The organism is uncultured Roseobacter sp. (assembly GCF_947495275.1).
Taxonomy (GTDB): Bacteria; Pseudomonadota; Alphaproteobacteria; order Rhodobacterales; family Rhodobacteraceae; genus Roseobacter.
Genome location: NZ_CANLYL010000001.1, coordinates 651,900 through 674,400 on the forward strand (window position 1 = coordinate 651,900; position 22,501 = coordinate 674,400).

Here is a 22,501-nt window from a genome sequence, read left to right on the forward strand (position 1 = left end):
AACAGAACAGAGGATCGCCGCCGCCTCAGACATCGTTGTGGCAAAAGAGGAGGTATCACATGGTCTCATCCCTGCCCCTGGAAAAAGGCCGTCTCAGCGAGAGCCAGACCAAATCCTACTGGGACGATGGCTACCTTTTTCCGATCCCGGTCATGCCAGCTGATGAGGCGCGGAACTTGCGCGCCGAACTGGAACGGATCGAAGATACCTGGCTGGCGGCGGACCTGCCCCTGTCCTTGAACACCTACAAGCGTGTCAACGCCCATTGCGTGATGCCGCTGGCCCATCGCATCGGGTCTGATCCGCGCATACTGGATGTGGTGGAGGGCATTCTGGGGCCGGATATCCTGATTTACGCCGTCGAGTTTTTCATCAAGGAACCGAGGACGGCCCATAAGGTCTCGATGCATCAGGATCTGACCTATTGGGGTCTGGGCGCGGTTGACGGGCTGGTCACCGCCTGGCTGTCGCTGTCGCCCGCCACGCCCGCTTCGGGCTGTATGGATTTCGTCAAAGGCTCCCACAAAAACCCGATCCTGCCCCATGAGGATACCTTTGCCGAGGACAACCTGCTGAGCCGGGGACAGGAGATCAGGGTGGATGTCGCCGAAGAGGACAAGACACCCATTGAAATCCATCCCGGCCAGATGTCGCTGCATCACGGGCTGACCATTCATGGCTCCGGCCCCAACACAACCGATGATCGTCGCATCGCCGCTGTCATCCGCTACTGCACGCCAGACATCAAACAACGCTTGGGTGATGTGGATTACGCAGTGCTGGCGCGGGGCGCGGACCGGCACGGCAATTTCCTCAGCTTTGATCCGCCTGAAACGGACTTTGCGCCGCAGGCCCTCGCGCAATATGAAGAGATACGGCAAGCACAGGCCAAGGTGATGATGGCCGGCGCCAAAAGCAAGAAAGGCCTATACGCATGAGCACCAGTGACATGAAACACGTGGGCTTCACGCAAATGAAAGATGGCACCGCCGAGGATTACGCCTTTCTGACCGAACACGAGGTCGCCTACACGCGGGGCACCGCCGGGCGGTTGCTCAAAGCATTGGTCGATCTCGATGAAAGCCTGTCAGGCTATCAGGTCACCCGTCTGGGCCACTCGCTGCAATCGGCGACACGGGCGTGGCGGGATGGTGCGGATATCGACTGGATGGTCTCTGCGTTGCTGCATGATATCGGCGACATCTACGCGCCTCATAACCACGACGAATATGCCGCCACCATTCTGCGCCCCTTCGTGCGCGAACAATGCGCTTGGGTGGTCGAGAAACATGGCGATTTCCAGATGGTCTATTATGGCCACCACGTCGGGGCTGATCCGCACAAACGCGACAGATATGCAGGCCACCCGTATTTCGAGGATTGCGCCACGTTCTGCGAACGCTGGGATCAGGCGAGCTTTGATCCCGATTACGACACGCTGCCGCTGGCGCATTTCGCCCCCATGGTCGAGGAGGTCTTTGCCCGCACACCCTATGACGCGCAGGTTATCTGCAGTGGGCAGCGCGAGCCTCTGGTCGCAACCCCACGCAGTTGATCACAGGCCGGGAGCAAATTATCCCCGGCTGCCACCTTCCCCTTTTCCGCAAGCTCGGTTAGACCCGCGCGGGCAGAGTGACGAAGGACGTGATCATGGCGCTGACCAAGACATTTGACGCAAAAGAGGCCGAAGCGCGGCTCTATGCCGCCTGGGAAAAATCAGGTGCTTTTCAGGCCGGGGCCCATGCCAAACCGGGTGCCGCGCCGTTTTCGATCATGATCCCGCCGCCCAATGTCACGGGCTCGCTGCACATGGGACATGCCTTCAACAACACGCTGCAGGACATCCTGATCCGCTGGCACCGGATGCGCGGGTTCGACACGCTCTGGCAGCCCGGCACCGATCACGCCGGCATTGCCACGCAGATGGTGACTGAGCGTGAAATGGCCGCCAATCAGGAACCCTCGCGCCGCGAGATGGGGCGTGAGAAATTCCTCGAACGGGTCTGGCAGCAGAAGGTCAAATCCCGCGGCACCATCATCGGCCAGCTCAAACGCCTTGGTGCCTCCTGCGACTGGTCGCGCGAGGCTTTCACCATGGGCGGCGCGCCCGGTGATCCCGAACCCACCGAGCAGAACTTCCACGACGCCGTCATCAAGGTCTTCGTGCAGATGTACAACGACGGCCTCATCTACCGTGGCAAGCGGCTGGTGAACTGGGACCCGCATTTCGAGACCGCCATTTCCGATCTGGAGGTTGAGAACATCGAGGTCGATGGCCACATGTGGCATTTCAAGTACCCGCTGGCGGGCGGTGCCACCTATGAATATGTCGAGAAGGACGAGGACGGCGTTGAGACCCTGCGCGAAACCCGCGACTACATCTCCATCGCCACCACGCGGCCCGAAACCATGCTGGGCGACGGCGCCGTGGCCGTGCATCCGTCAGACGCGCGTTACGCCCCCATCGTCGGCAAGCTCTGCGAAATCCCGGTGGGGCCAAAGGAGCACCGCCGTCTGATCCCGATCATCACCGATGACTACCCCGATCCCACCTTCGGCTCGGGTGCCGTGAAGATCACCGGCGCGCATGACTTCAACGACTATCAGGTTGCCAAACGCGGCGGCATCCCGCTCTACCGGCTGCTCGACACCAAAGGCGCGCTGCGCGACGACGGCGCGCCCTACGCCGAGGCTGCCGCGATTGCCATGGCCGTCGCACAAGGGGAGCGGGAGCTATCGGAGGCCAAGGCCGATGCGGTCAATCTGGTGCCGGACGATCTGCGCGGGCTTGACCGGTTCGAGGCGCGCAAGAAGGTCGTCGCCCAGATCACCGACGAAGGCCTCGCGGTCATGCAGACCGTGACCAAGCTCGATGGTGAGGGCAATGAAGTCGAGAGCCTTGCGCCGCTGGTGGAAAACAAGAAAATCATGCAGCCTTTCGGCGACCGCTCCAAAGTGGTCATTGAGCCGATGCTGACCGATCAGTGGTTTGTCGAGACCTCGAAAATCGTGCAGCCCGCCATTGACGCGGTGCGCAACGGAGACGTCGCGATCCACCCCGAACAGGACAAGAAGGTCTATTTCAACTGGCTGGAAAACATCGAGCCCTGGTGTATTTCCCGGCAGCTTTGGTGGGGGCATCAGATCCCGGTGTGGTATGGGCCAGCTATCGAGGAATTGCCCGCTGAAGGCGACCGGCCGCGTGGGCAGACTGAAAACTGGGACAATCCGGTCTCATTCTGTGCACCTAGTTTTGAGGAAGCCAGCAAAGCCGCCCAAGTCTACTATGATGAAAAATCTCACTTCCCGCTGACCGTGGTCGGAGAGGCAAGCTGCTATAAGTCTGCGATTGAAAAGACAGAAGGCCCATTGCAAGACGTATCACCCAATACGAACTTGGGAAGAGATCTGGGAATTGACAAGCCAACGAAAGTTGACGCCGTCTATCTTGCGCGCGACCCCGACGTCCTCGACACTTGGTTCTCCTCCGGCCTCTGGCCCATCGGCACGCTGGGCTGGACGGGCGATGCGGATCAGGACGCCCAGAACGCGGCGCTGCAAAAGTACTTCCCCACCTCCACGCTGATCACCGGCTTCGATATCATCTTCTTCTGGGTCGCGCGGATGATGATGATGCAATACGCCGTGGTCGGGCAAAAGCCCTTCGACACCGTCTACGTGCATGCGCTTGTGCGCGACGAGAAGGGCAAGAAGATGTCCAAGTCTTTGGGCAACGTGCTCGACCCGCTGGACATGATCGACGAGTACGGCGCGGATGCGGTGCGCTTCACCCTGACGGCCATGGCCGCCATGGGGCGTGATCTGAAACTCAGCACCGCGCGCATCGCCGGATACCGTAATTTCGGCACCAAGCTCTGGAACGCCTGCCGCTTTGCCGAGATGAACGGCGTTTTCGAGGCGCGTGCATCCGCGGTGCACACCCTGTGCACAGGTGGTGCATGCCCTGTGACCCCCACCGCAGCCGTCAACAAGTGGATCATCGGAGAGACCGCCAAGGTCCGCGAAGAGATCGACGCGGCCCTCGAAAACTACCGGTTCAACGATGCCGCGAACGCCGCCTACAGCTTTGTCTGGGGCAAGGTCTGCGACTGGTATGTGGAGCTTTCCAAACCGCTGTTGCAGGACGCCGCCAACGCCGATCTCGCACCGGAAACCCGCGACACCATGGCCTGGGTGCTGGATCAATGCATGATCCTGCTGCACCCGATCATGCCCTTCATCACCGAAGAGCTTTGGGCCGCCACCGCCCGCCGCGACAGCCAGCTTGTGGTTGCCGACTGGCCCAGCTACAGCGCCGCCGATCTGGTCGATGAGGCTGCCGACAAGGAACTGAACTGGGTGGTCAGCCTGATTGAGGCGATCCGCTCTGCCCGCGCCCAGATGCATGTGCCCGCGGGGGCCTATGTGCCGCTGGTTGCTGTCGGTATGGATGCGGCGGCCCGCGCGGCGTTTGAGGCCAATGAGACCATGATCAAACGTCTGGCCCGGATCGAGAGCATGAGCGAGGTGCAGAGCTTCCCCAAAGGGTCCGTCACGCTGGCCGTCACGGGGGGCAGCTTTGGCCTGCCGCTGTCTGATGTCATTGATGTTGAAGAAGAAAAAGCACGTCTGCAAAAAACACTGGATAAGCTTGGCAAGGAATTGGACGGGTTGCGTGGGCGTCTGAACAACCCCAAGTTCGCGGCTTCCGCCCCGGCGGAGGTGGTCGAGGAAACCCGCGCCAATCTGGCCTTGCGCGAAGAGGAAGAGAGCAAGTTGAAAGAGGCGCTCGCCCGATTGGCTGAATTGGGGTAAACTGCCGCCATGCGCAGTTTTCGCTCCCTCATCGAACAGCAGATCGCCAAGGCGCGAGCCTCAGGCGCGCTGAGCGGGTTGAAGGGTGAAGGCCGCCCCCTGCCCGACCGCCCGGTGGAAACAAGTGACGAGGCGGCGATGTCAACCGGTATGCGGATCATGGCCGAGGCCGGTGTGGTCCCCGAAGAATTCGCGCTGAAAAAGGCGCTGGAGGCGGCCCGCAAATCCTACAGCACCTGTAAGACAGAGGCCGAACGCAAATCCGCCATGGCCCATCTCGCCGACCTGGAACTGCGCTATGAGATCGCCCGCGAGGCCCGGCGCAAATTCATGTCCTGAGCGCTGTAACTCAGTCGAAAACCGGCGCGCGTTTGGCAAATTGCGCGGCGATCACTTCCATCTGTTCCGGCTTGCCCAACAGCGCGCCCTGAAGGCGCGATTCAGCCAGCAGAACCGCCTCAGTATTTTCGTTTTCTGCAATATCTATCAGTGACTTGGCGGCACGAATTGCCTTGGGGCTTTTGCCCGCAATCTCTTCGGCCAGCGCTGTCGCGGCCGCCAGCGGATCCTCTGCAATCTCGGTCACAAGACCCCATTGCGCAGCCTGTTCGGCGCTGATCGGCGTGGCGGTATAGGTCAGACGGCGCAGCACGTCCGAACGCACCAGACGCGGCAGCAGAACCATGCCCCCCATGTCCGGAAGAATGCCCCACTTCATCTCCATCACCGCCAGTTTCGTGTCCGGTGCCGCAATCCGGATGTCTGCGCCCAAGGCGATTTGAAGTCCGGCCCCGAAGGCAACACCGTGCAGGGCGGCAATGACCGGGATGTCCAGACGGTGCCAGACCATCGCGGCCTCCTGCCATTGGTTGGTGGTGCCCGCGCCATGGGTGCGGCGCATGATTTCGGCCGCGATATCCTTGCTCAGCATATCGCCGAGGCTGCTGATGTCGATACCTGCGCAAAACGCCCCGCCCGCACCTGACAAAACCACCGCGCGCGCGTCCGATGCAGCCACTTGCTGACCGGCGTCAATCAGGGCGGTGAACATGTCCTGATCCACAGCATTGCGCTTTTCGGGGCGGTTGAGCTGAACATGAGCGACGTGGTCGATCTGGCTAACGGTAACGCGGGGCATCTGTGTCTCCTCTGTCTCAGATCATCAGACCGCAACGGCATCTTTTTGACCAGAAAAACGTTAGGGCAATCGGGGCCTTGCTCAAACCCGCCAAGCCGTTTTAAGAGACGCCATGACCAGCTTTCGATTGACACCACTCGCCCAGTCCCTGCCCGCAACCGTCCCCTTTGTTGGCCCGGAGACACAGGAACGCGCCCGCGCCCGGATCTTCGACGCCCGCCTTGGCGCAAATGAAAACGTATTTGGCCCGTCGCCCGCTGCGACCCGTGCCATGGCAGAAACCCCGCAGTGGATGTACGGCGACCCCGAGAGCTTTGAACTGCGCGAAGCGCTCGCGGCCCATTACGGCATCACCCCGGAAACGATCATGCCGGGTGAAGGCATCGACGGGCTTCTGGGCTATCTGGTGCGCCTGATGGTTGGTCCCGGCGATGCTGTCGTCACCTCGGACGGCGCTTACCCTACATTCAACTATCATGTGGCGGGGCATGGGGGCGTCCTACACAAGGTCCCCTACAAACAGGATTTCGAGGACCTTACCGCGCTGTTTGCCAAAGCCGCCGAGGTGGATGCGAAACTTGTCTATCTGGCCAATCCCGACAATCCCATGGGAACGGCGCACTCGGGACGGGACATCGTGTCCGCCATGTCCTCGCTTCCGGAAGGGACGCTCCTGATACTTGACGAAGCCTACATCGAATTTGCGCCCCAAGGTACGCCGCTGCCGCTGCCGATGGATGATCCTCGCGTGATCAGAATGCGCACGTTTTCCAAAGCATATGGACTTGCGGGCGCGCGCGTCGGCTATGCGATCGGGGCCCCGGAGCTGATTTGTGCATTCAACAAGGTGCGAAACCACTTTGGCATGAACCGCGCCGCACAGGCCGGCGCATTGGCCGCCCTGGAAGATCAGACATGGCTACGGTCGGTTCAGGCGCGTGTTGTCGCCTCTCGCAATCGCATCTGGGACATCGCGCGGAACAATGGGTTGAGCCCGCTTAAGTCCGCCGCCAATTTCGTAACCATCGACTGTCGACGGGACCCGGCGTTCGCCCAGACGGTCCTGCGAGAGATGGTAGCCCGCGGTGTCTTCATCCGCATGCCTTTCGTGGCGCCTCAGAACCGGTGCATTCGCGTCAGTTGCGGCACACCTGCCGATCTCGATATTCTGGCCGAAGTTCTGCCTGTCGCCCTGAGGGCCGCAGAAAAGTGCTGACGGCTGATTTGGGTTGGATATAATTGGCGCACCTGCCCTGAGACGGGATGCGCTATGGAAAACCACAGACTGGGCCGCGCGCCCAATTACACAAGTGCCTGTATCGTGATGTTCGGTGTGAACCTGTCGTGGATACTGCTGTTTCTGTTTGCGATCTGGGGCCTGATCGCAGCGGTTTTCCTATGCCTCACGGTCAATTACTGGCTGAACTGGCTTGATTTCCGGCGCCGCGCATCAGAGCGGCGATATCGGGCAAAACCAAATCTCTAGCCGCTGGCAATCACCTGGGCCGCTGCCGCCAGAGCACCTGGGCCATGTGCGATGTTCAGAGCCTTGAACCCCGCCTCCATTCCGCCCAGCAACCCCATGATCATGTGGCCATTCACATGACCCATATGACCCAACCGAAAAAACCCATGCCACTCAGGATCATCGGGGGCGGTCATGCCCAATCCGATGCCGAGGGTCAGCCCCAGGTTCTGAGCGGTCCAGTCCCGTAGCGCAGTGGCCTGAGGCGCTTCCAGATGCAGCGCTGTGACCGCATGGCTACGCTGTGCCGGATCGTCGATGTTCATGCGCAGCGTGCCCTGCGCGGCCCAGGCACCACAGGCCGCCCAGATCGCCCGCGCCAGCACCGCGTGACGCGCCCAGACAGCCTCCATGCCCTCCGCGTGGATCATATCCAGTGCCGCCCGCAACCCGTAGACATGATGGGTGGGCGCTGTGCCGTCCCAGTACTGATAGAACTCCTGCGGATTCGCACGCGGCGTCCAGTTCCAGTATTCGCTGACCCGGGGCATTGCCGCACGCACCTCGGCGGCTTTGTCATTGAAAAAGACAAACCCCATGCCCGGGGGCACCATCAGCCCTTTCTGGCAGGCAGAGACCATGACATCGACGCCCCAGGCATCCATCTCGAATGCGTCGCACCCCAGCGACGCAATGCAATCGGCCATCAGAAGCGCGGGATGGCCAACCGCGTCCATGGTTGCGCGCAGGGCGGCAATATCGTTGCGCACGGAACTTGATGTATCCACATGCACGCCCAGCACGGCCTTGATCCTGTGGTCCTTGTCCGCTGCCAGCGCCTCAGCGATGCGGCTCATGTCCATTGGCGCGGATTTACCGAAATCAATGACCTCTGCTTGGGCCCCCAACCCTTCGGCAATTCCCGCCCAGCCCTTGCCGAAATGCCCCGTAGAAGGCACCAGAACCCGCTCGCCCGGTGCTACGACATTGGCCAAGGCGGCCTCCCAGACACCGTGACCATTGGCAATGTAGATGGCCACCTGCCCATCCGTGCGCGCCACGCGTTTGAGGTCCGCAACAATCCCCGGCATCATCTGCGGCAGCTCGCCTGCGTAGATATTTGGCGCGGGCCTGTGCATGGCATTCAGCACCGCCTCCGGCATGACAGACGGTCCCGGAATGGCCAGATACCCCGTGCCGGAGGGCGTGATGGATTTTTGGGGCATAAGGGCTGTCCTTTTGATCTGGCGCCACACTAGCCCAAGTTATGGCGACGTCAATTGCACCTTTTCGTGCCTGTCAAATCGGAAAAACCGGAACCGTTCAGCGGCGGTAACTCTCGGCCAACCGATGCGGCGATGCACCGCCGAAATACCGCAGCAAAGTCCAGATATTGCGCGCACCGCGCCGCAACCAGCCCTGACGATGATAGCGCGCCGCGCTGGTAAGCGCGATGGCATCAAGCGCACGCAAACGCCCCCTGAGCGCGCGCGCGATTGCCACGTCTTCCATCAAAGGTTGATCCGGGTATCCGCCAACGTCAGAATAAAGGGCACGCGGGATCAGCAGCCCCTGATCCCCATAGGGCAGCCCCGACCGGCTGCGCAAATTGGCCCAGCCGGCGACGATCCGTCCAGCAGTGCCGCCTTGGGCAAACCGCAGTTTGAACCAGCCTGCTTCATGCGTCTCCAGATGCTTGACGACAGCCGCCACCCAACCCTCCTGCAACACCGTATCGGCATGCAGCACCAGCAGCCACATACCCTGCGCCTGCGCACAACCGCGTGCGAGTTGCCCGCCGCGTGACGCAGGGCATTCGACGGTCTCCGCCCCCCAGGCGCGCGCAATGGCAAGGGTAGCGTCATCCGAGCCCCCATCGGTAACGATCAGCTCGCGGATCAGACCGGCTTCCAGCCCCGGCATCAGCGCCGTCAGGCAAGCCCCCAACTGATGCTCGGCGTTGAGAGTTGGCACAATCACTGAAATCGGTGCACGCATAGGTTATGCCCCTTCTTCTTCGCGGCGAAACTTCTATATGTCATGCAAGGCCAGAAGAGGAACCCCCCATGAGCACATACCGCATTTTGCATCTGACCGGGGCTGATGTCCGGGATTTCCTGCAGGGCCTGATCACCAATGACATCGCAGGCCCCGACACCGGCCTGATCTATGCCGCCCTGTTGACGCCGCAGGGCAAATACATCGCGGATTTCTTCCTCTCAAAAGCACCACAGGGTTACCTGCTCGACGTGCATGAGAGCCTCGCGGATCTGCTGGTGCAACGGCTGAGCATGTACAAGCTGCGCGCCGACGTCACCATCACGCCGACCGAAAAACATCTGCACCGGGGGCTGGGCCCCGTTCCCGCCGATGGCTACGCCGACCCGCGTCATGACGCTCTGGGCTGGCGAGCGTATCGCGACGTGGCAGCCCCGGAAGACACCATTGACTGGACAGCCCTCAGAGTCGCGCATCTGATCCCGCAGACAGGCATTGAACTGACCCCGGACACTTTCATCCTGGAGGCCGGTTTCGAACGGCTCTCCGGCGTCGATTTTCGCAAGGGCTGCTATGTCGGGCAGGAGGTCACCGCCCGGATGAAGCACAAAACCGAACTGCGCAAAGGGTTGGCGAGGGTGGCGCTCAGTGGTCCGGCGGAAACCGGCACCGACATCACCGCGAATGGCAAAGTCGCAGGCCAACTCCTTAGCCGCACCCAGGATGCCGGTATTGCCTATCTGCGGTTTGACCGTGCCCGGGGCGACATGCGGGCAGGTGACGCCATGGTTACTTTACTGGACAGCTGATCGCAGCCTGCCTCAGGCGCGTTCGGAATATTCCATCGTTTCGGTATTCACGATGATATCCTCATCCTGCCCGACGAAGGGCGGGACCATCACCTTGACGCCATTGTCCAGAACCGCCGGTTTGAATGAATTCGCCGCCGTCTGACCTTTGACCACCGGTTCGGTCTCCACGATCTTGCAGGTCACCTTTTGGGGCAGCGTCGCGTTCAGCGCTTCATCCTCGTAGAACTCTACGACGATGGTCATGCCGTCTTGCAAAAACGGACGCCGTTCGCCCAGCAGTTCGGCAGGCAACTGAACCTGTTCGTAGGTTTCCGTGTCCATCACAACCAACATGCCGGCATCCTCATAGAGGAATTGCTGATCTTTCTGCTCCAGACGAACCCGTTCTACCTTGTCGGCACTGCGGAACCGCTCGTTGAGTTTTGAGCCGTTGCGCAGATTGCGCATCTCCACCTGGGCAAAAGCCCCGCCCTTGCCGGGCTTGACATGATCGACTTTGACCGCAGCCCACAGACCACCATTATGCTCCAGAACATTTCCGGGGCGGATCTCGTTTCCGTTGATTTTAGGCATATGACCAAACCATGACAAAAGGTTGATGAATTGTTGACGCACCCTATATCTGGCGGGATGGGTGGTGACAAGACAACGAAATCTCGTGCTGCAATTGCGAAAAGCCATGCGCCGGGCGCATGCGAGCTATGCAGTTTCGGGGTATCCGAATCAACTAAACTCCTCCATAAGGAACGTCACGCCGAAAAGACAAGAGCAAGAATAATGGAAAGGACGACGAATGAAGGATTTCGTTGACGGCACAGCCTTTAATAACGAGCAAGGCAACCGTGCACGTAAACTTTTCGCAGCCGTTGTACTGGCTGCGTTGGACGACGCCATCGCGGACGACAAGAAATATGGCAATGGTCCTGAGCAAATCGCACGCTGGGCGCGTTCGCGCGATGGCCGCGAAGTGCTGAGCTGCGCCGGTATTGACCCCAACGAACGGGTTGTGTCCGGACTGATGGAATTTGTGGGCAAAGGGGTACGGACTTCTGTGGCACTGTCACGTGAAGAATCCGAGCGTCGCAACGCCGCCCAACAGGCCGAAGCCGCCTAGTAACAAGCTGATTTCAAAAACAAAAGCGCGCCCCACCCCGGGCGTGCTTTTGTGTTTTCAGCTGTCTGTGAAGTAAAACAGCCATTGCCGGACGATCCATAATTCGGCCACCAGCAGGCACCCTACCAAGACCATAACCCCGATCCCAATTCGCTGCTGCCACAGCAGCACGGCTGCTACCGTCGCCAGAAACGCTTCGATGGGCGCCACCCAGAACGCGCCATGGTCGCGATCCCAATAGCTGACCGGACTGTCAAAAACCCACCCCGTAAGAGGCCAGAAATGCGCCCGCCCGTCGTCATGGTGCAGCGGTAAATCGAGGCAAAGATGCAGCAGCGCCGCCCCGGTAAGCGCGATTGCCCATGCCGACCTGCGCCAGATAGCGACCCCCAGAAGCCCGCCCCAAAGGATCATCGAATTGTCGATGGCAAAAATTGCCTGCCAGGATGTGGAAAAATAGAGATCATTGAAGACAATCGGCGGAGCAATGCCGAAAAGATATATCGCCCCACCCGCCAAAAGATACAGCGACAGATCCGGCAACAGGGCACCAATCAGGGCCGCCCAGACCACGGCGGCGCTGCCTTTGCGCCCCATGACCGCAGCGCCGATCAGCAAATGTGCAGGCGTGTTCATGATTGCTCCTTTTCCTTCGGGCGATCATGCGGCAGGTTGCGGAAAACAGGAAGGGTTGAGGCGTGGCGCGTGCGATCATGATTCAGGGAACCGGCAGCAATGTCGGCAAGTCCATCATCGTGGCAGGGCTTGTGCGCGCCTATACGCATCGGGGTCTTTCGGTACGTCCTTTCAAACCGCAGAATATGTCGAACAATGCCGCCGTGACCTCGGATGGTGGGGAAATTGGCCGTGCACAGGCACTTCAGGCACGCGCGGCAGGCGTTGCGCCCCATACGGATATGAACCCAGTATTGCTCAAACCGCAGTCCAACACGGGTGCCCAGATCGTCGTTCAGGGACAGGTGCGCGGCGTTCAGGAAGCGGGCGACTTCGGCAAACACAAAGACGCCCTGATGCCACATGTTCTGGAAAGTTTCACACGTCTTTCCGAGCAATGCGACCTGGTGATCGTGGAAGGCGCTGGCAGCCCGGCAGAGACAAACCTGCGCGCCCGCGACATTGCCAACATGGGATTTGCGCAGGCCGCCGATGTGCCGGTGGTTCTGATGGGTGACATCGACCGTGGCGGCGTGATCGCACAGGTGGTGGGCACGCAGGCGGTTCTCGATAATGCGGATAACGCGCGGATCAAAGCCTTTGCAATCAACAAGTTCCGTGGAGATGTCAGGCTGTTTGACAAGGGGCGCGATGATATCCGTCTGCGCACCGGATGGCCCTGTCTGGGTGTGATCCCCTGGTTTGGCGATGCCCACAGGTTGCCCGCCGAAGACGTCGCGGACCTTCCTGCGCGATCTCAATCCGGGGGGTCGGGGCTAAAAATCGTGGTGCCGCAATTGCCGCGCATCTCAAATTTTGACGACCTTGATCCGCTTGCCGCAGAACCCACGGTCGATCTGCAAATCATCGCGCGCGGAACCCCCCTTCCCGCCGATGCCGATGTGGTCATGCTGATTGGCAGCAAGGCCACGCTCGCCGATCTGGCAGCCTTGCGCGCGGAAGGCTGGGACGTTGATATCGCCGCCCATATTCGACGCGGCGGTCACGTGCTGGGCCTGTGCGGCGGGTACCAGATGCTGGGGCAAAGCATCTCCGATCCCGAAGGCCTCGAAGGCACCCCTGGGACCGCCCAAGGGCTCGGCCATCTGGAGGTCGATACGGTTTTGACACCCCGAAAAACACTGACGATCAGCAATGGCACACATCTTGCCAGCGGCGCGGATCTGAACGGCTATGAAATCCATATGGGGCAAACCACGGGACCCGACTGCGCCCGCCCGTGGCTCAGCCTTGAGGGCTCCCCGCAGGGCGCCGGTTCCGCGGATGGCAAGATCAAAGCCTGTTACCTGCACGGCATTTTCAGTTCCGACAAGTTTCGCAAAGCCTGGATGTCGGAATTTGGTGCAGTCTCACATATCGCGCATGATCAGCTTGTGGAGGCAACGCTTGATGACCTGGCCGCGCACCTGGAACAGCATCTCGATCTGGACATGTTGCTCAAACTGGCTGAAATTCCGGCCCGGGTAGATGCCTAGAAGAATTTTGGAAGATTATTCCAACTCTTTCGCTGCAAGTGCCCGATGAATCTCTCGCCTCACAAGCTTACGTACGTTGCGCGTAATCCGCTCTCCAAGTGCACCCTGTAATTCCGACCGCACAATGTCCGACACCAGATCGCGCAGGGCCTGTTCGTCAAGAAGCTGCTCGCGATCCGGCCCGTCACCTGCATCAGCAGAATTGTCGCCGGCCTGCGTTTCGACAGGTACCGGCGCGCCTGTCGCATCCAGTTCCACACTGTCCTGCCACGCCATTGCCTGCGATTGCGTGCCGGAATAGTCATCCCGGCTGTTGCCGTCGGGCTCCCATTGGTCAGAAGTGCGCGCGATCGCGGTTTCCAACGCCGCAATCTTTGCGGTTAGTGCCTCGATCCGCGAGGCTTTGCCGCCTGACCGACCCGTGGCTTCACCATCATTCAACGGGTTCGGCAGAGGCGGAAGAGCATCGTCAGCCGCACCAGTGATTGTCGCCTCACTGACTTCTTCGGCGTTCGAATGGGATGGCGTCTCATCAGCTACATCCGCGGCCCCGTCATGCCCTTTCGGCGTATCCGGTTGGTCGGCGGCGTCTATCGCATGCTCAGGCTGCAAACGCAGCACACCCTCGGGCGCCACCCGCAAATTCGGCGACAGTATCAGACGATCTGATGCTTGCGGATCTGAAGCCCCAGAAGCGGGGCGCTTGTTGTCACTTACCAGCCGACGAATGGACGACAACACGTCCTCAACATCGGCGTTTGAAACCGGCTCTGTCATTTTTTTACCACTCTTGCCCGATCACAAGTCTAGCGCTCATGACCGTATCGCACAATGGGTGGCACGAGGGCTATTTCTTTTGCAATGACCTCAGAACCCGATCGAGTTTCTGCCCTTGAGCCGAAGAAGGCACCGGCGCATCTTTGACCAGATCATAATAGGCATTCGGATCGTAAACCTGCACCCCAAGTGCGAGATCCTTGGCCGTCAGGCGCCCGGTGGCCTGCAAGACTGCGTAGGCAGCAATGTACACATTAGCCTGCGCCGAAATACGCGATGTTTCCGCGTCCAGAAGTTCCTGTTCTGCATCCAGCACGTCCAGCGTGGTACGCGCGCCCAGTGTTGCTTCCTCCCGCACACCTTCAAAGGCGATCCGTGCGGCGCGAATACGTTCTTCGCTGGCCTGCAAACTGGCCTGCTGCGAAGTTAGCGACGCATATGCATTACCCACGTTCTGTGAAACGGTCTTGCGCACCTCAAGCAAATTGCCGCGCTGCGCATCACGCGATGCCATGGCCGAGCGAATGCCCGATGACAATCCCCCGCCCTGATAGATCGGACCGGTCAGCTGGATGCCCACGGTGCCGGAGCGGGAGTAGTCGCTGTTGCCAAAATCTTCTGTGAGGTTCAATGAACCCACGGCAGATACCGTCGGGTTCAGTGCCGCCTTGGCCCGTAATATGTTCAATTCGGTGACCGCCACCTGATGCTGAGCGGCCCGCAGATCCGGGTGGGTCTGAACCGCCAGAGATCGGGCATTTTCCAGATTGTTGTCGATCCGCGGCAAAGACGGCGGGGGGGACAGCTGGCCGGGCGTTCTGCCAACCACGTTACGATATTCTTCCGTTGCCTGCAGCAAATCGCCCTGAGCGGTTGCCAGACCGCTGCGCGCTTCTGCCAGGCTCGATTCCGCCTGCGCAACATCCGTACGCGTAACTTCACCAACCTCGAACCGGTCCTGAGCCGCGCGCAATTCCTGGGTCAGCAGACGCAGGTTGTTCTGCCGCAGGGAAACGAACTCTCTGGTGGACACAACGTTGAGATAAGCCGTCACCGCGCGCAGCAACACAGATTGCTCGATACTGATCAACTGCTGACGCGTTGCCAGAACCGTTTCTTTCGCCGCTTCTTTGCCCAATCCCGTGGCACCGCCGTCATATAGCAACAGCGACGCTGAAAGCCCGATGGTCCCTGTCGTGGCCTCGAGATTAGTGGTTGTATTAAACCCCGTGGCAGTCTGTGACCGGCGATCCCCAAAATCCCGCGCGATGCTGGCGTTGTAGTTCAGGATTGGCCTCAGGGCCGCAACGGCCGCCGCGACATCTTCATCCGCTGCCCGCAGCAAAGCGCGGTTCTGATCCAGCAAGCCGCTTGTCTTGTAGGCACCCACGAGCGCATCAGCGAGTGTTTCCGCCCGAACGCCCTGCCCGGTGAAAACGACAATCATGCCCACCGACATTGCCACACCGCGGAGCAATTTTCGCACTCCGGTCTTTTTTTCTGTTCCCACCATAACAATGCGCCTCATTTTGTTCGCTTCAGTTCTGCCAACTGAAGCTTTTAGAATTCGAATGCCTGTTCCCGCGTAAACCCTGCCAGTACCGGTGCGCCGGCGTTGAATGACCGGCGCCATGAAATCTCGCCTTCGCGCTTGTAACCGACCCGGACCTCACCCAACGCCCCATCCATGAACAGGCAGGCCACACGCCCCCCTTCCTTGATCTGATCCTGCAATCCGAGCGGCAGTTCCTCAACACCGCCCTGCACGATCATCACGTCATAGGGCCCATGTTGGGGGGCACCTTCGGTCAGCGGAGCCATATGCACAACAACATTGTCAACACCAGCCTCGGCCAGCGCATCCTGCGCCTCTGCCGAGAGGCTTTCGCTCTCTTCAACCGCGACGACAGCCTCGGACATATGTGCAATCACCGCAGAGGAATACCCCATGGCCGCACCGATATCGACCACCATTTCGTCCCGTGAGATATCGAGCGCGTCCAGCATCTTGGCCAGCGTCCGCGGTTCGAGCAGCACCCGGCCTTCACCCAGGTCCAGGTTTTCCCCCATATACGCGGCTTCGCGCTTTGCAGCCGGCACAAAATCCTCGCGCTGGATGGTGAGCATCGCATCGATGATGGGAAACTTGGTGACGTCAGAAGGTCTGACCTGTGTATCTACCATCATCGTACGGCGGGCGGCGAAATTGGTCATTCGGCTAAACTCATCCGTTCAGTTACCATTTCGTCAGATGTGACACATTCAAATGCCTGCGGCAACGCTCATGGGAGGGATTTTGCCAATCTATGGCTCTTGCAGCACGCAAACTTATCAGATAGCACATCGCTCACACCATGCGCGGCGAGTTGGCGGAGTGGTGACGCAGCGGATTGCAAATCCGTGTACACCGGTTCGATTCCGGTACTCGCCTCCATTTAAAATCAGCAACTTAGCGTGCGTCACAGTATGGGTAGAAACGATCTCCACCCACATATCCACCCATTCATGTTCTGTGTTTGTTTTGCTTCGGCGTGCAATGCTGAACCCGTGCACTCTTCGATGTGAACCAAGCCAACCGCGCGCAAACCACTGTATTTGCGGGAGCAAGACGAGATCACTCTATCGGTGCTTTAGAACACCATATCCGAGACCGGCTAGATCGAATACCTTTTCAAAGCAGTAGACGCGACGCATGGGGGTGCTGAAAAGTGTCGACTGGATCGTCCCTTGGTCAACTTTTGGTCATGGCACAAGCACGCCGGTCAAGCCAATTTACGCGGGCCGCAGGCAGGGTCAGTTCTGGTTGCGCAGCCATTCCATGATTGAGGGGCGCACCGACATTTCGCCGCGATGACGTGCGTCAACAATCACTTTTCGAACTTCCTCGAGGTTACTGCGCCTGAGCAGGCTTTTGACCGGACCAATCGACGCTGGACGCATGGACAGGCTGCGCAACCCGATGGCCGCCAGGCATAGCGCTTCAACCGGGCGGCCGGCATCTTCGCCGCAAAATGACAGGGCGGTTCCCGTCGCATCGCAACGTTCCACAATCCGTTCCAGAAAGCTCAGGAAGGAAACGTTCAGCGTATCGTAACGGCGGCGCACGCGTTCGTTTTCACGGTCAGCGGCAAAGAAGAATTGTTTGAGGTCGTTGCCGCCAATCGACAGGAAATCAACTTCTTCGAAAAACTTCGCCGGGGCAAAGGCCAGGCTGGGCGTTTCCAGCATAGCTCCGACTTCGATGGTCTCCGGCAATACATGGCCCAGACGTTTTTCCGCCGCGAGCGTCTTTTCCATTAGCTTGCGGGCCTCGCGGTACTCTTCGAACTGCGCCACGAAGGGGAACATCACCGTCAGCGGGCGTCCGTCAGCAGCCCGGATCAACGCCTGCAACTGCATCCGCATGATCCCCGGCTTGTCCAGCCCCACCCGAATGGCGCGCCAGCCCAGTGCCGGGTTGGGCTCATCATTCGGCTTCATGTAGGGCAGCACCTTGTCGGACCCGATATCCAGCGTGCGAAACACCACGCGCTTGCCCTGGGCCGCATCCAGCACGCGTTCATAAAGCGCCACCAGCTCTGACCGGCGCGGCATCTGGTCGCGCACCAGAAACTGCAGTTCCGTCCGGAAAAGCCCCACACCCTCCGCGCCCGAATTCTGCAGAGACGGCAAATCGGCCATTAGGCCCGCATTCATCTGCAAGGACAAGACAGCGCCGTCCTGCGTCTCAGCGGGTTTGTGCCGGATCGAGGCATAGCGTTCCTGCGCCGCCGCCAACATGGCAATCTTGTCGCGGAAGGCGGTGACGACGTTGTCATCCGGTCGCAGGTGCACGATCCCCTGCTCGCCATCGACCATGATGTGATCCCCGTTGAGCGCCTCGGTCGTGACCCGGTTGGCGTGCACCACAAGGGGGATGGCGAGCGCACGTGCTACAATCGCCGCGTGGCTGCCAACCGAACCCTGTTCCAGCACAATCCCCTTGAGCCCGCGCCCGTATTCCAGCAATTCAGCCGGGCCAATATTGCGGGCAATCAGGATCGGATCGGCAGGCATCTCGGCACCGGTATCGGCCCCCTGCCCGGTCAGAATGCGCAGCAGCCGGTTGCTGAGGTCATCAAGATCGCTCAGCCTTTCGCGCAGATAGTTATCGGTGACTTGCCCCATGCGGGCGCGCGCCAGCGACTGCTCTTTCTCCACGGCCGCTTCGGCGGAGAGCCCATTGGCGATATCCTCCTCCATCCGGCGCATCCAGCCTTTGGAATTGGCGAACATCCGGTAGGCTTCCAGCACCTGCAACTGGTCCTTGTCCTGATTTCCGGCGATTTCCAGCATCTTGTCGACACCCACACGCAAATCTTCGATCGCCTCGTTCAGGCGTTCCAGCTCGCGCTGCGGATCATCCGCAATCGGATTTGTCACCACAACGCGCGGCTCATGCAGCCAGACATGGCCTTCGGCGGCCCCCTCCTGACCCACGGTGCCCTTGAACATCACCGGTTGCTGGTGCCGGGCGGACATGGCTGCCCCTTCGCCCACGAAAGCACCAAGCTCCGTCATTTCCGCCAGGACCATCGCCACGACTTCCAGCGCATAGACCTCATCGGCGGAATAGGCGCGCGCAGATTTCGACTGCACCACCAGCACACCCAGAACCTCGCCCAACCGCTGCACCGGCACGCCCAGGAAACTGGAGAATATCTCCTCCCCGGTCTCCGGCATATAGCGGAAACCCCTCGCCTGCGGCGCATCCGGGGTGTTGACGACCTGGCGTTTCTTGGCGACCTGGCCCACCAACCCTTCGCCCAGTTTCATGCGCGTCTGGTGCACCGCATCGGGGTTCAACCCTTCGGTCGCGCAAAGCTCCAGCGTATCCTCATCCCGGAACAGGTAGATCGAGCAGACCTCGCAGCCCATGCTGTCACCGATCAGGTGGGTGATCTTGTTGAGGCGCGCCTGCCCTTCGACATCGCCCGCCATGGCATCCCGCAGCCGCCCCAGCAGCTTGCGCGATCCGGTCTCCAGACGTTCAGCCACGCGTGCTTCCCTCCCTAGAAAGACACCCGCCCCCGATCAGACGGGGATCAGGCGGCTTTTTCCAGCTCGAAAGCATCATGCAGCGCCTGCACCGCAAGTTCCATGTATTTCCGGTCAATCAGCACCGAAATCTTGATCTCCGATGTCGTAATGACCTGAATGTTGATGCCTTCGGCACTCAACACCTCAAACATCTTCGCCGCAACACCAGTGTGGCTGCGCATACCGATCCCCACAACCGAGACTTTGGCCACATCCCTGTCGGCAATCACCTCCTGATAGTTGATGATGCCATCTGTCTTGGCGTCTTCAACAGCCTTTTGCGCGCGCGCCACCTGATCGGTCGGGCAGGACCAGGTCATATCCGTGCGCCCCTCTTCCGCGATGTTCTGCACGATCATGTCCACATTCACGCCGCCATCGCTGAGGGCCGTGAAAATCTTGGCCGCGATCCCGGGACGGTCGGCAACAGAGACAAGGGTCATCTTCGCCTCGTCACGCGAAAAGGCCACACCGGCCACCACATTGCTTTCCATGATTTCCTCCTCGTCGCACACCAGCGTGCCTGCGTCGTCAGATTGCTCTTCGAAACTGCTCAAAACCCGCAGCTTCACCTTGTATCTCATCGCCAGTTCCACCGACCGCGTCTGCAAGACCTTGGCCCCCAGGGAGGCCAGTTCCAGCATCTCCTCAAACGCGATCCTGTCCAGCTTGCGCGCCTTGGCGGAAACCCGCGGATCAGTGGTGTAAACACCGTCCACATCCGTGTAGATGTCGCAGCGCTCGGCGTTGAAGGCCGCCGCAAAGGCCACCGCCGTGGTATCCGATCCACCCCGTCCCAGCGTCGTGATCCGCCCCTCCGGGCTCACGCCCTGAAATCCCGCAACCACGGCGACTTTCATGCCTTCGGCAAACTTCGCCATGATGTTCTCGGGCGGAATATCCTCGATCCGCGCGGCAGAATGCGCAGAGGTCGTCTGCACCGGCACCTGCCATCCCTGCCAACTGCGCGCGGGCACGTCCATTTCCTGCAAGGTCAGCGCCATCAGACCGGCGGTGACATTCTCCCCCGACGACACAACCGCATCATATTCGCGGGCATCAAACAACGGCGAAGTCTCACCCACCCAGCCCACCAGCTCATTGGTCTTGCCCGACATAGCAGAGACGATGACGATCACGTCATAGCCCTTCGCAACCTCCACGCCCACGCGTTTTGCCGCGCGGCGAATCCGGTCCAGCGTGGCAACGGAAGTGCCCCCAAATTTCATCACCAGAACAGGCATGTCTTGTCCCCTGCATCAATCGCGGCGGGTGTACGCGCTCATGCCCGGAACCACAAGGCTTCGCAAAAGCAACTTATTTTGAAATCCTCACGAGCCTGCGCCAGACCAGCTGCGGGACGCAGCTGACAGCATCGCGTGGCGGCGCCAGCCGCCGCATTTTGACAAGAGCTCCGGCTCAATAGGGGTGGACACGTCCGTCCCAGGTCAAAAACGCGCCAGTGCTAGCCATGTCCAGCGCATCAAAACGCGTCAACAGGCCCGATACCGCCTGATCGACCGTGATGTCGGCTCCCTCGCCCCCCATATCCGTCACCACCCAGCCCGGATGATAGATGCCCACTGCGATGCCATCCGGGCGCAGATCCGCCGCCAGATTGCGGCCCACATTCAAAACGGCGGCTTTTGAGGCGCGGTAGATGTAGCTGCCGCCCGGCGCACGTTCATGGGACGCCATTTGCGAAGAGATGATCGCGATCTTGCCGGACGCCGCGCGTAGGTTTGGCAACAGCGACTGGACGGTCAGGAACACGCCCGTGACATTGGTGGCAAAGCTCCGCGCCCAGAGATCTGCGCCAAACCCGGTGTCCAGCGCGTCGCCTTTGTCCAGATACACGCCCGCATTGCAGATCAGCAAATCAACCGGCGCATCTGCCAATGATCTGGCGAAATCAGCCTGACTTTCGGGCGAGGTAACATCCAGCACATGCGGCCCGTCGCGCGTCGTTCCCACAACTTCTTCACCCCGGTCCCGGTAGGCCTCGGCCATGCCTGCACCAATGCCGCGGCTGGCCCCGGTAATCACGATTTTCATGAGGTCAGTTTGCCTTTCGGTTGGGCAGAAACGGCAGAGGTGCGACCGGGATGCCTTCGTCAATCAGGGCCTTGGCTTCAGCCCCGTTGGCTTCGCCGTAAATGGCACGCTCGGGCGTACTTCCCAGATACATAGAGCGCGCTTCTTCGGCGAATTTCGGGCCCACGTAGTCCGCGTTTTCTTCCACATGACGGCGCATCTCGGCCAGCGCTTTTTCTTGATCGCTGCGGGTCTGGGTCAGGGGTTTTTCCGACACCACTTCGGCAGAACTCGACACGCGCGGGGCCATCACCGCCTTGGTCACCTCCTCGCTGCCGCAAATCGCGCAAGACAGATGACCGGCCTTGTCCAGAGCGTCAAAAGCCGACGCCGACTGGAACCAGCTGTCAAACCCGTGCCCTTTGTCACATTTGAGCGCGTATTGGATCATGGTGCGCAAAATATCCCGCTGCCGTTAACATTTGATTATGAAATGGGGCTTTCCAACTGCCACGTCAAGCAAGTCGGTTTCAGTCGCGCGGGTCAAAGTCCTGCAAAATCCGCGCCAATTCCGGCTCGTCAACCCGTTTCGCAGCCTTTTTACGGGACATCCACTTGCGCTTGCGCTGACCTGCTTCGGGATATTCCTTGGACAATCTCTCCACCCGAACGGCAAAGACCATGACCAGACAGGGCAAATCGCCCGATGCCACGGTCTCCTTGCTGTAGGAAAAAACGCCCAGACAGCGCCCATCGGAGGCGCCACGCACGCCGGCCTCTTCCCAGGCCTCCTGAGCTGCGGAATCCGCCGGGGTCATCGCGTCCATGGGCCAGCCTTTGGGCACGATCCAGCGCTGCGACCCGCGCGACGTGATCAAAAGAACCTGCACATCGCCCTTGCGTACCCGGTAGCAAAGTGCCGCAAACTGCGTGCGCAGCTCGCTTTTGCGTGCCCCTTGCAAGGATATGGGAAGCTGCTTGATCATCGCCGGTTCACGTCAGTACTCGATTTGTTGCCGTCTTGGGACGGTCTATGCGCCGATCATGCCCGATAACCCCGCAGTTGCCAACAAATGATGCGCCGCCACCGGTATCAAC

At 60.2% G+C, this 22,501-nt stretch carries 22 protein-coding genes and 1 tRNA gene; 10 read left to right on the forward strand and 13 right to left on the reverse strand.

Annotated elements, in window-relative coordinates; genetic code table 11:
• The first annotated feature begins 59 nt into the window (after positions 1-59).
• The 4 genes from Q0802_RS03165 to Q0802_RS03180 all read left to right on the forward strand — a co-directional run bounded on the left by Q0802_RS03165 (position 60) and on the right by Q0802_RS03180 (position 5,154).
• Entirely contained in the window at positions 60-938 is an 879-nt protein-coding gene (locus tag Q0802_RS03165; RefSeq protein ID WP_298913381.1) for a phytanoyl-CoA dioxygenase family protein, read from the forward strand.
• An 11-nt stretch (positions 939-949) separates the two neighbouring features.
• Entirely contained in the window at positions 950-1,555 is a 606-nt protein-coding gene (locus Q0802_RS03170; protein WP_298913590.1) for an HD domain-containing protein, read from the forward strand.
• A 95-nt stretch (positions 1,556-1,650) separates the two neighbouring features.
• Positions 1,651-4,815 carry a valine--tRNA ligase gene (locus Q0802_RS03175; RefSeq protein WP_298913384.1) on the forward strand — a complete coding sequence of 1,055 codons (3,165 nt, stop codon included), beginning with the start codon at positions 1,651-1,653 and terminating at the stop codon, positions 4,813-4,815.
• Between the two features lie 9 nt (positions 4,816-4,824).
• Positions 4,825-5,154: a DUF1992 domain-containing protein gene (locus Q0802_RS03180; RefSeq protein ID WP_298913387.1), complete on the forward strand. Its 330-nt coding sequence runs from the start codon at positions 4,825-4,827 to the stop codon at positions 5,152-5,154.
• A 10-nt stretch (positions 5,155-5,164) separates the two neighbouring features.
• Here the strand turns inward: Q0802_RS03180 and Q0802_RS03185 are convergent, their stop codons facing one another.
• Positions 5,165-5,953 (reverse strand): crotonase/enoyl-CoA hydratase family protein, encoded by a 789-nt coding sequence (locus Q0802_RS03185; protein ID WP_298913390.1) that lies wholly within the window; start codon positions 5,951-5,953, stop codon positions 5,165-5,167.
• Positions 5,954-6,065: 112 nt separating this feature from the next.
• Between Q0802_RS03185 and Q0802_RS03190 the strand changes: the two genes are divergently transcribed.
• Both Q0802_RS03190 and Q0802_RS03195 read left to right on the forward strand, forming a co-directional pair.
• Entirely contained in the window at positions 6,066-7,169 is a 1,104-nt protein-coding gene (locus Q0802_RS03190; protein ID WP_298913393.1) for a pyridoxal phosphate-dependent aminotransferase, read from the forward strand.
• 54 nt (positions 7,170-7,223) lie between these two features.
• Positions 7,224-7,439, forward strand: coding sequence for a hypothetical protein (locus tag Q0802_RS03195; RefSeq protein ID WP_298913396.1), 216 nt, complete (start codon positions 7,224-7,226; stop codon positions 7,437-7,439).
• On the opposite strand, the gene Q0802_RS03200 is transcribed toward Q0802_RS03195, so the two are convergent.
• Both Q0802_RS03200 and Q0802_RS03205 read right to left on the reverse strand, forming a co-directional pair.
• A complete protein-coding gene (locus Q0802_RS03200) occupies positions 7,436-8,644 on the reverse strand; it encodes an aminotransferase class V-fold PLP-dependent enzyme (protein WP_298913399.1) in 1,209 nt (402 codons plus the stop codon). The genes Q0802_RS03195 and Q0802_RS03200 overlap by 4 nt on opposite strands.
• A 97-nt stretch (positions 8,645-8,741) precedes the next feature.
• Entirely contained in the window at positions 8,742-9,416 is a 675-nt protein-coding gene (locus Q0802_RS03205; protein WP_298913402.1) for a TIGR04283 family arsenosugar biosynthesis glycosyltransferase, read from the reverse strand.
• Positions 9,417-9,484: 68 nt separating this feature from the next.
• Here Q0802_RS03205 and Q0802_RS03210 point away from each other — a divergent pair, with 68 nt between their 5' ends.
• Positions 9,485-10,225, forward strand: a complete 741-nt coding sequence (locus Q0802_RS03210) for a folate-binding protein (protein ID WP_298913405.1) — start codon at positions 9,485-9,487, stop codon at positions 10,223-10,225.
• A 12-nt stretch (positions 10,226-10,237) separates the two neighbouring features.
• On the opposite strand, the gene efp is transcribed toward Q0802_RS03210, so the two are convergent.
• The gene (gene efp / locus Q0802_RS03215) at positions 10,238-10,801 is read right to left on the reverse strand and encodes an elongation factor P (protein ID WP_298913408.1); all 564 of its coding nucleotides are present in this window, start codon (positions 10,799-10,801) and stop codon (positions 10,238-10,240) included.
• Positions 10,802-11,021: 220 nt separating this feature from the next.
• Here efp and Q0802_RS03220 point away from each other — a divergent pair, with 220 nt between their 5' ends.
• Entirely contained in the window at positions 11,022-11,342 is a 321-nt protein-coding gene (locus Q0802_RS03220) for a DUF6280 family protein (protein ID WP_089420757.1), read from the forward strand.
• A gap of 57 nt (positions 11,343-11,399) precedes the next feature.
• Here the strand turns inward: Q0802_RS03220 and Q0802_RS03225 are convergent, their stop codons facing one another.
• Complete coding sequence (locus Q0802_RS03225) at positions 11,400-11,978, reverse strand: cobalamin biosynthesis protein CobQ (protein ID WP_298913422.1); 579 nt, start codon at positions 11,976-11,978, stop codon at positions 11,400-11,402.
• A 62-nt stretch (positions 11,979-12,040) separates the two neighbouring features.
• Here Q0802_RS03225 and Q0802_RS03230 point away from each other — a divergent pair, with 62 nt between their 5' ends.
• Positions 12,041-13,513, forward strand: coding sequence for a cobyric acid synthase (locus Q0802_RS03230; protein WP_298913425.1), 1,473 nt, complete (start codon positions 12,041-12,043; stop codon positions 13,511-13,513).
• Positions 13,514-13,528: 15 nt separating this feature from the next.
• On the opposite strand, the gene Q0802_RS03235 is transcribed toward Q0802_RS03230, so the two are convergent.
• From Q0802_RS03235 to Q0802_RS03245, 3 genes are all read right to left on the reverse strand, one after another.
• Positions 13,529-14,290: a hypothetical protein gene (locus Q0802_RS03235; RefSeq protein WP_298913427.1), complete on the reverse strand. Its 762-nt coding sequence runs from the start codon at positions 14,288-14,290 to the stop codon at positions 13,529-13,531.
• A 70-nt stretch (positions 14,291-14,360) separates the two neighbouring features.
• Complete coding sequence (locus Q0802_RS03240) at positions 14,361-15,749, reverse strand: TolC family outer membrane protein (protein WP_298913593.1); 1,389 nt, start codon at positions 15,747-15,749, stop codon at positions 14,361-14,363.
• A gap of 101 nt (positions 15,750-15,850) precedes the next feature.
• On the reverse strand, positions 15,851-16,504 hold the full coding sequence (locus Q0802_RS03245; RefSeq protein WP_298913430.1) for a protein-L-isoaspartate O-methyltransferase: 654 nt from the start codon (positions 16,502-16,504) through the stop codon (positions 15,851-15,853).
• Positions 16,505-16,650: 146 nt separating this feature from the next.
• On the opposite strand from Q0802_RS03245, the gene Q0802_RS03250 reads away from it, so the two are divergent.
• Positions 16,651-16,724: transfer RNA gene (locus Q0802_RS03250), tRNA-Cys, on the forward strand.
• A gap of 359 nt (positions 16,725-17,083) precedes the next feature.
• Here Q0802_RS03250 and ptsP read toward each other — a convergent pair.
• The 5 genes from ptsP to Q0802_RS03275 all read right to left on the reverse strand — a co-directional run bounded on the left by ptsP (position 17,084) and on the right by Q0802_RS03275 (position 22,389).
• The gene (ptsP, locus tag Q0802_RS03255) at positions 17,084-19,327 is read right to left on the reverse strand and encodes a phosphoenolpyruvate--protein phosphotransferase (protein WP_298913433.1); all 2,244 of its coding nucleotides are present in this window, start codon (positions 19,325-19,327) and stop codon (positions 17,084-17,086) included.
• 47 nt (positions 19,328-19,374) lie between these two features.
• On the reverse strand, positions 19,375-20,613 hold the full coding sequence (locus tag Q0802_RS03260) for an aspartate kinase (protein WP_298913436.1): 1,239 nt from the start codon (positions 20,611-20,613) through the stop codon (positions 19,375-19,377).
• Between the two features lie 175 nt (positions 20,614-20,788).
• Entirely contained in the window at positions 20,789-21,424 is a 636-nt protein-coding gene (locus Q0802_RS03265; RefSeq protein ID WP_298913439.1) for an SDR family NAD(P)-dependent oxidoreductase, read from the reverse strand.
• A gap of 4 nt (positions 21,425-21,428) precedes the next feature.
• Positions 21,429-21,854: a DUF1178 family protein gene (locus Q0802_RS03270; RefSeq protein ID WP_298913442.1), complete on the reverse strand. Its 426-nt coding sequence runs from the start codon at positions 21,852-21,854 to the stop codon at positions 21,429-21,431.
• Positions 21,855-21,933: 79 nt separating this feature from the next.
• Entirely contained in the window at positions 21,934-22,389 is a 456-nt protein-coding gene (locus Q0802_RS03275; protein WP_298913445.1) for an NUDIX hydrolase, read from the reverse strand.
• Positions 22,390-22,501 lie beyond the last annotated feature (112 nt).

Excerpts from the sequence above, each read along its gene's own strand:
- Q0802_RS03190 (WP_298913393.1), top strand. The coding sequence starts at position 6,066 with ATGACCAGCTTTCGATTGACACCACTCGCCCAGTCCCTGCCCGCAACC.
- Q0802_RS03210 (WP_298913405.1), top strand. The coding sequence starts at position 9,485 with ATGAGCACATACCGCATTTTGCATCTGACCGGGGCTGATGTCCGGGAT.
- Q0802_RS03185 (WP_298913390.1), bottom strand. The coding sequence starts at position 5,953 with ATGCCCCGCGTTACCGTTAGCCAGATCGACCACGTCGCTCATGTTCAG.
- Q0802_RS03265 (WP_298913439.1), bottom strand. The coding sequence starts at position 21,424 with ATGAAAATCGTGATTACCGGGGCCAGCCGCGGCATTGGTGCAGGCATG.
- Q0802_RS03165 (WP_298913381.1), top strand. The coding sequence starts at position 60 with ATGGTCTCATCCCTGCCCCTGGAAAAAGGCCGTCTCAGCGAGAGCCAG.
- Q0802_RS03260 (WP_298913436.1), bottom strand. The coding sequence starts at position 20,613 with ATGCCTGTTCTGGTGATGAAATTTGGGGGCACTTCCGTTGCCACGCTG.
- Q0802_RS03220 (WP_089420757.1), top strand. The coding sequence starts at position 11,022 with ATGAAGGATTTCGTTGACGGCACAGCCTTTAATAACGAGCAAGGCAAC.
- Q0802_RS03200 (WP_298913399.1), bottom strand. The coding sequence starts at position 8,644 with ATGCCCCAAAAATCCATCACGCCCTCCGGCACGGGGTATCTGGCCATT.
- Q0802_RS03235 (WP_298913427.1), bottom strand. The coding sequence starts at position 14,290 with ATGACAGAGCCGGTTTCAAACGCCGATGTTGAGGACGTGTTGTCGTCC.
- Q0802_RS03225 (WP_298913422.1), bottom strand. The coding sequence starts at position 11,978 with ATGAACACGCCTGCACATTTGCTGATCGGCGCTGCGGTCATGGGGCGC.
- Q0802_RS03240 (WP_298913593.1), bottom strand. The coding sequence starts at position 15,749 with ATGTCGGTGGGCATGATTGTCGTTTTCACCGGGCAGGGCGTTCGGGCG.
- Q0802_RS03205 (WP_298913402.1), bottom strand. The coding sequence starts at position 9,416 with ATGCGTGCACCGATTTCAGTGATTGTGCCAACTCTCAACGCCGAGCAT.
- Q0802_RS03275 (WP_298913445.1), bottom strand. The coding sequence starts at position 22,389 with ATGATCAAGCAGCTTCCCATATCCTTGCAAGGGGCACGCAAAAGCGAG.
- Q0802_RS03175 (WP_298913384.1), top strand. The coding sequence starts at position 1,651 with ATGGCGCTGACCAAGACATTTGACGCAAAAGAGGCCGAAGCGCGGCTC.
- Q0802_RS03170 (WP_298913590.1), top strand. The coding sequence starts at position 950 with ATGAAACACGTGGGCTTCACGCAAATGAAAGATGGCACCGCCGAGGAT.
- Q0802_RS03270 (WP_298913442.1), bottom strand. The coding sequence starts at position 21,854 with ATGATCCAATACGCGCTCAAATGTGACAAAGGGCACGGGTTTGACAGC.
- Q0802_RS03195 (WP_298913396.1), top strand. The coding sequence starts at position 7,224 with ATGGAAAACCACAGACTGGGCCGCGCGCCCAATTACACAAGTGCCTGT.
- efp (WP_298913408.1), bottom strand. The coding sequence starts at position 10,801 with ATGCCTAAAATCAACGGAAACGAGATCCGCCCCGGAAATGTTCTGGAG.
- Q0802_RS03245 (WP_298913430.1), bottom strand. The coding sequence starts at position 16,504 with ATGACCAATTTCGCCGCCCGCCGTACGATGATGGTAGATACACAGGTC.
- Q0802_RS03180 (WP_298913387.1), top strand. The coding sequence starts at position 4,825 with ATGCGCAGTTTTCGCTCCCTCATCGAACAGCAGATCGCCAAGGCGCGA.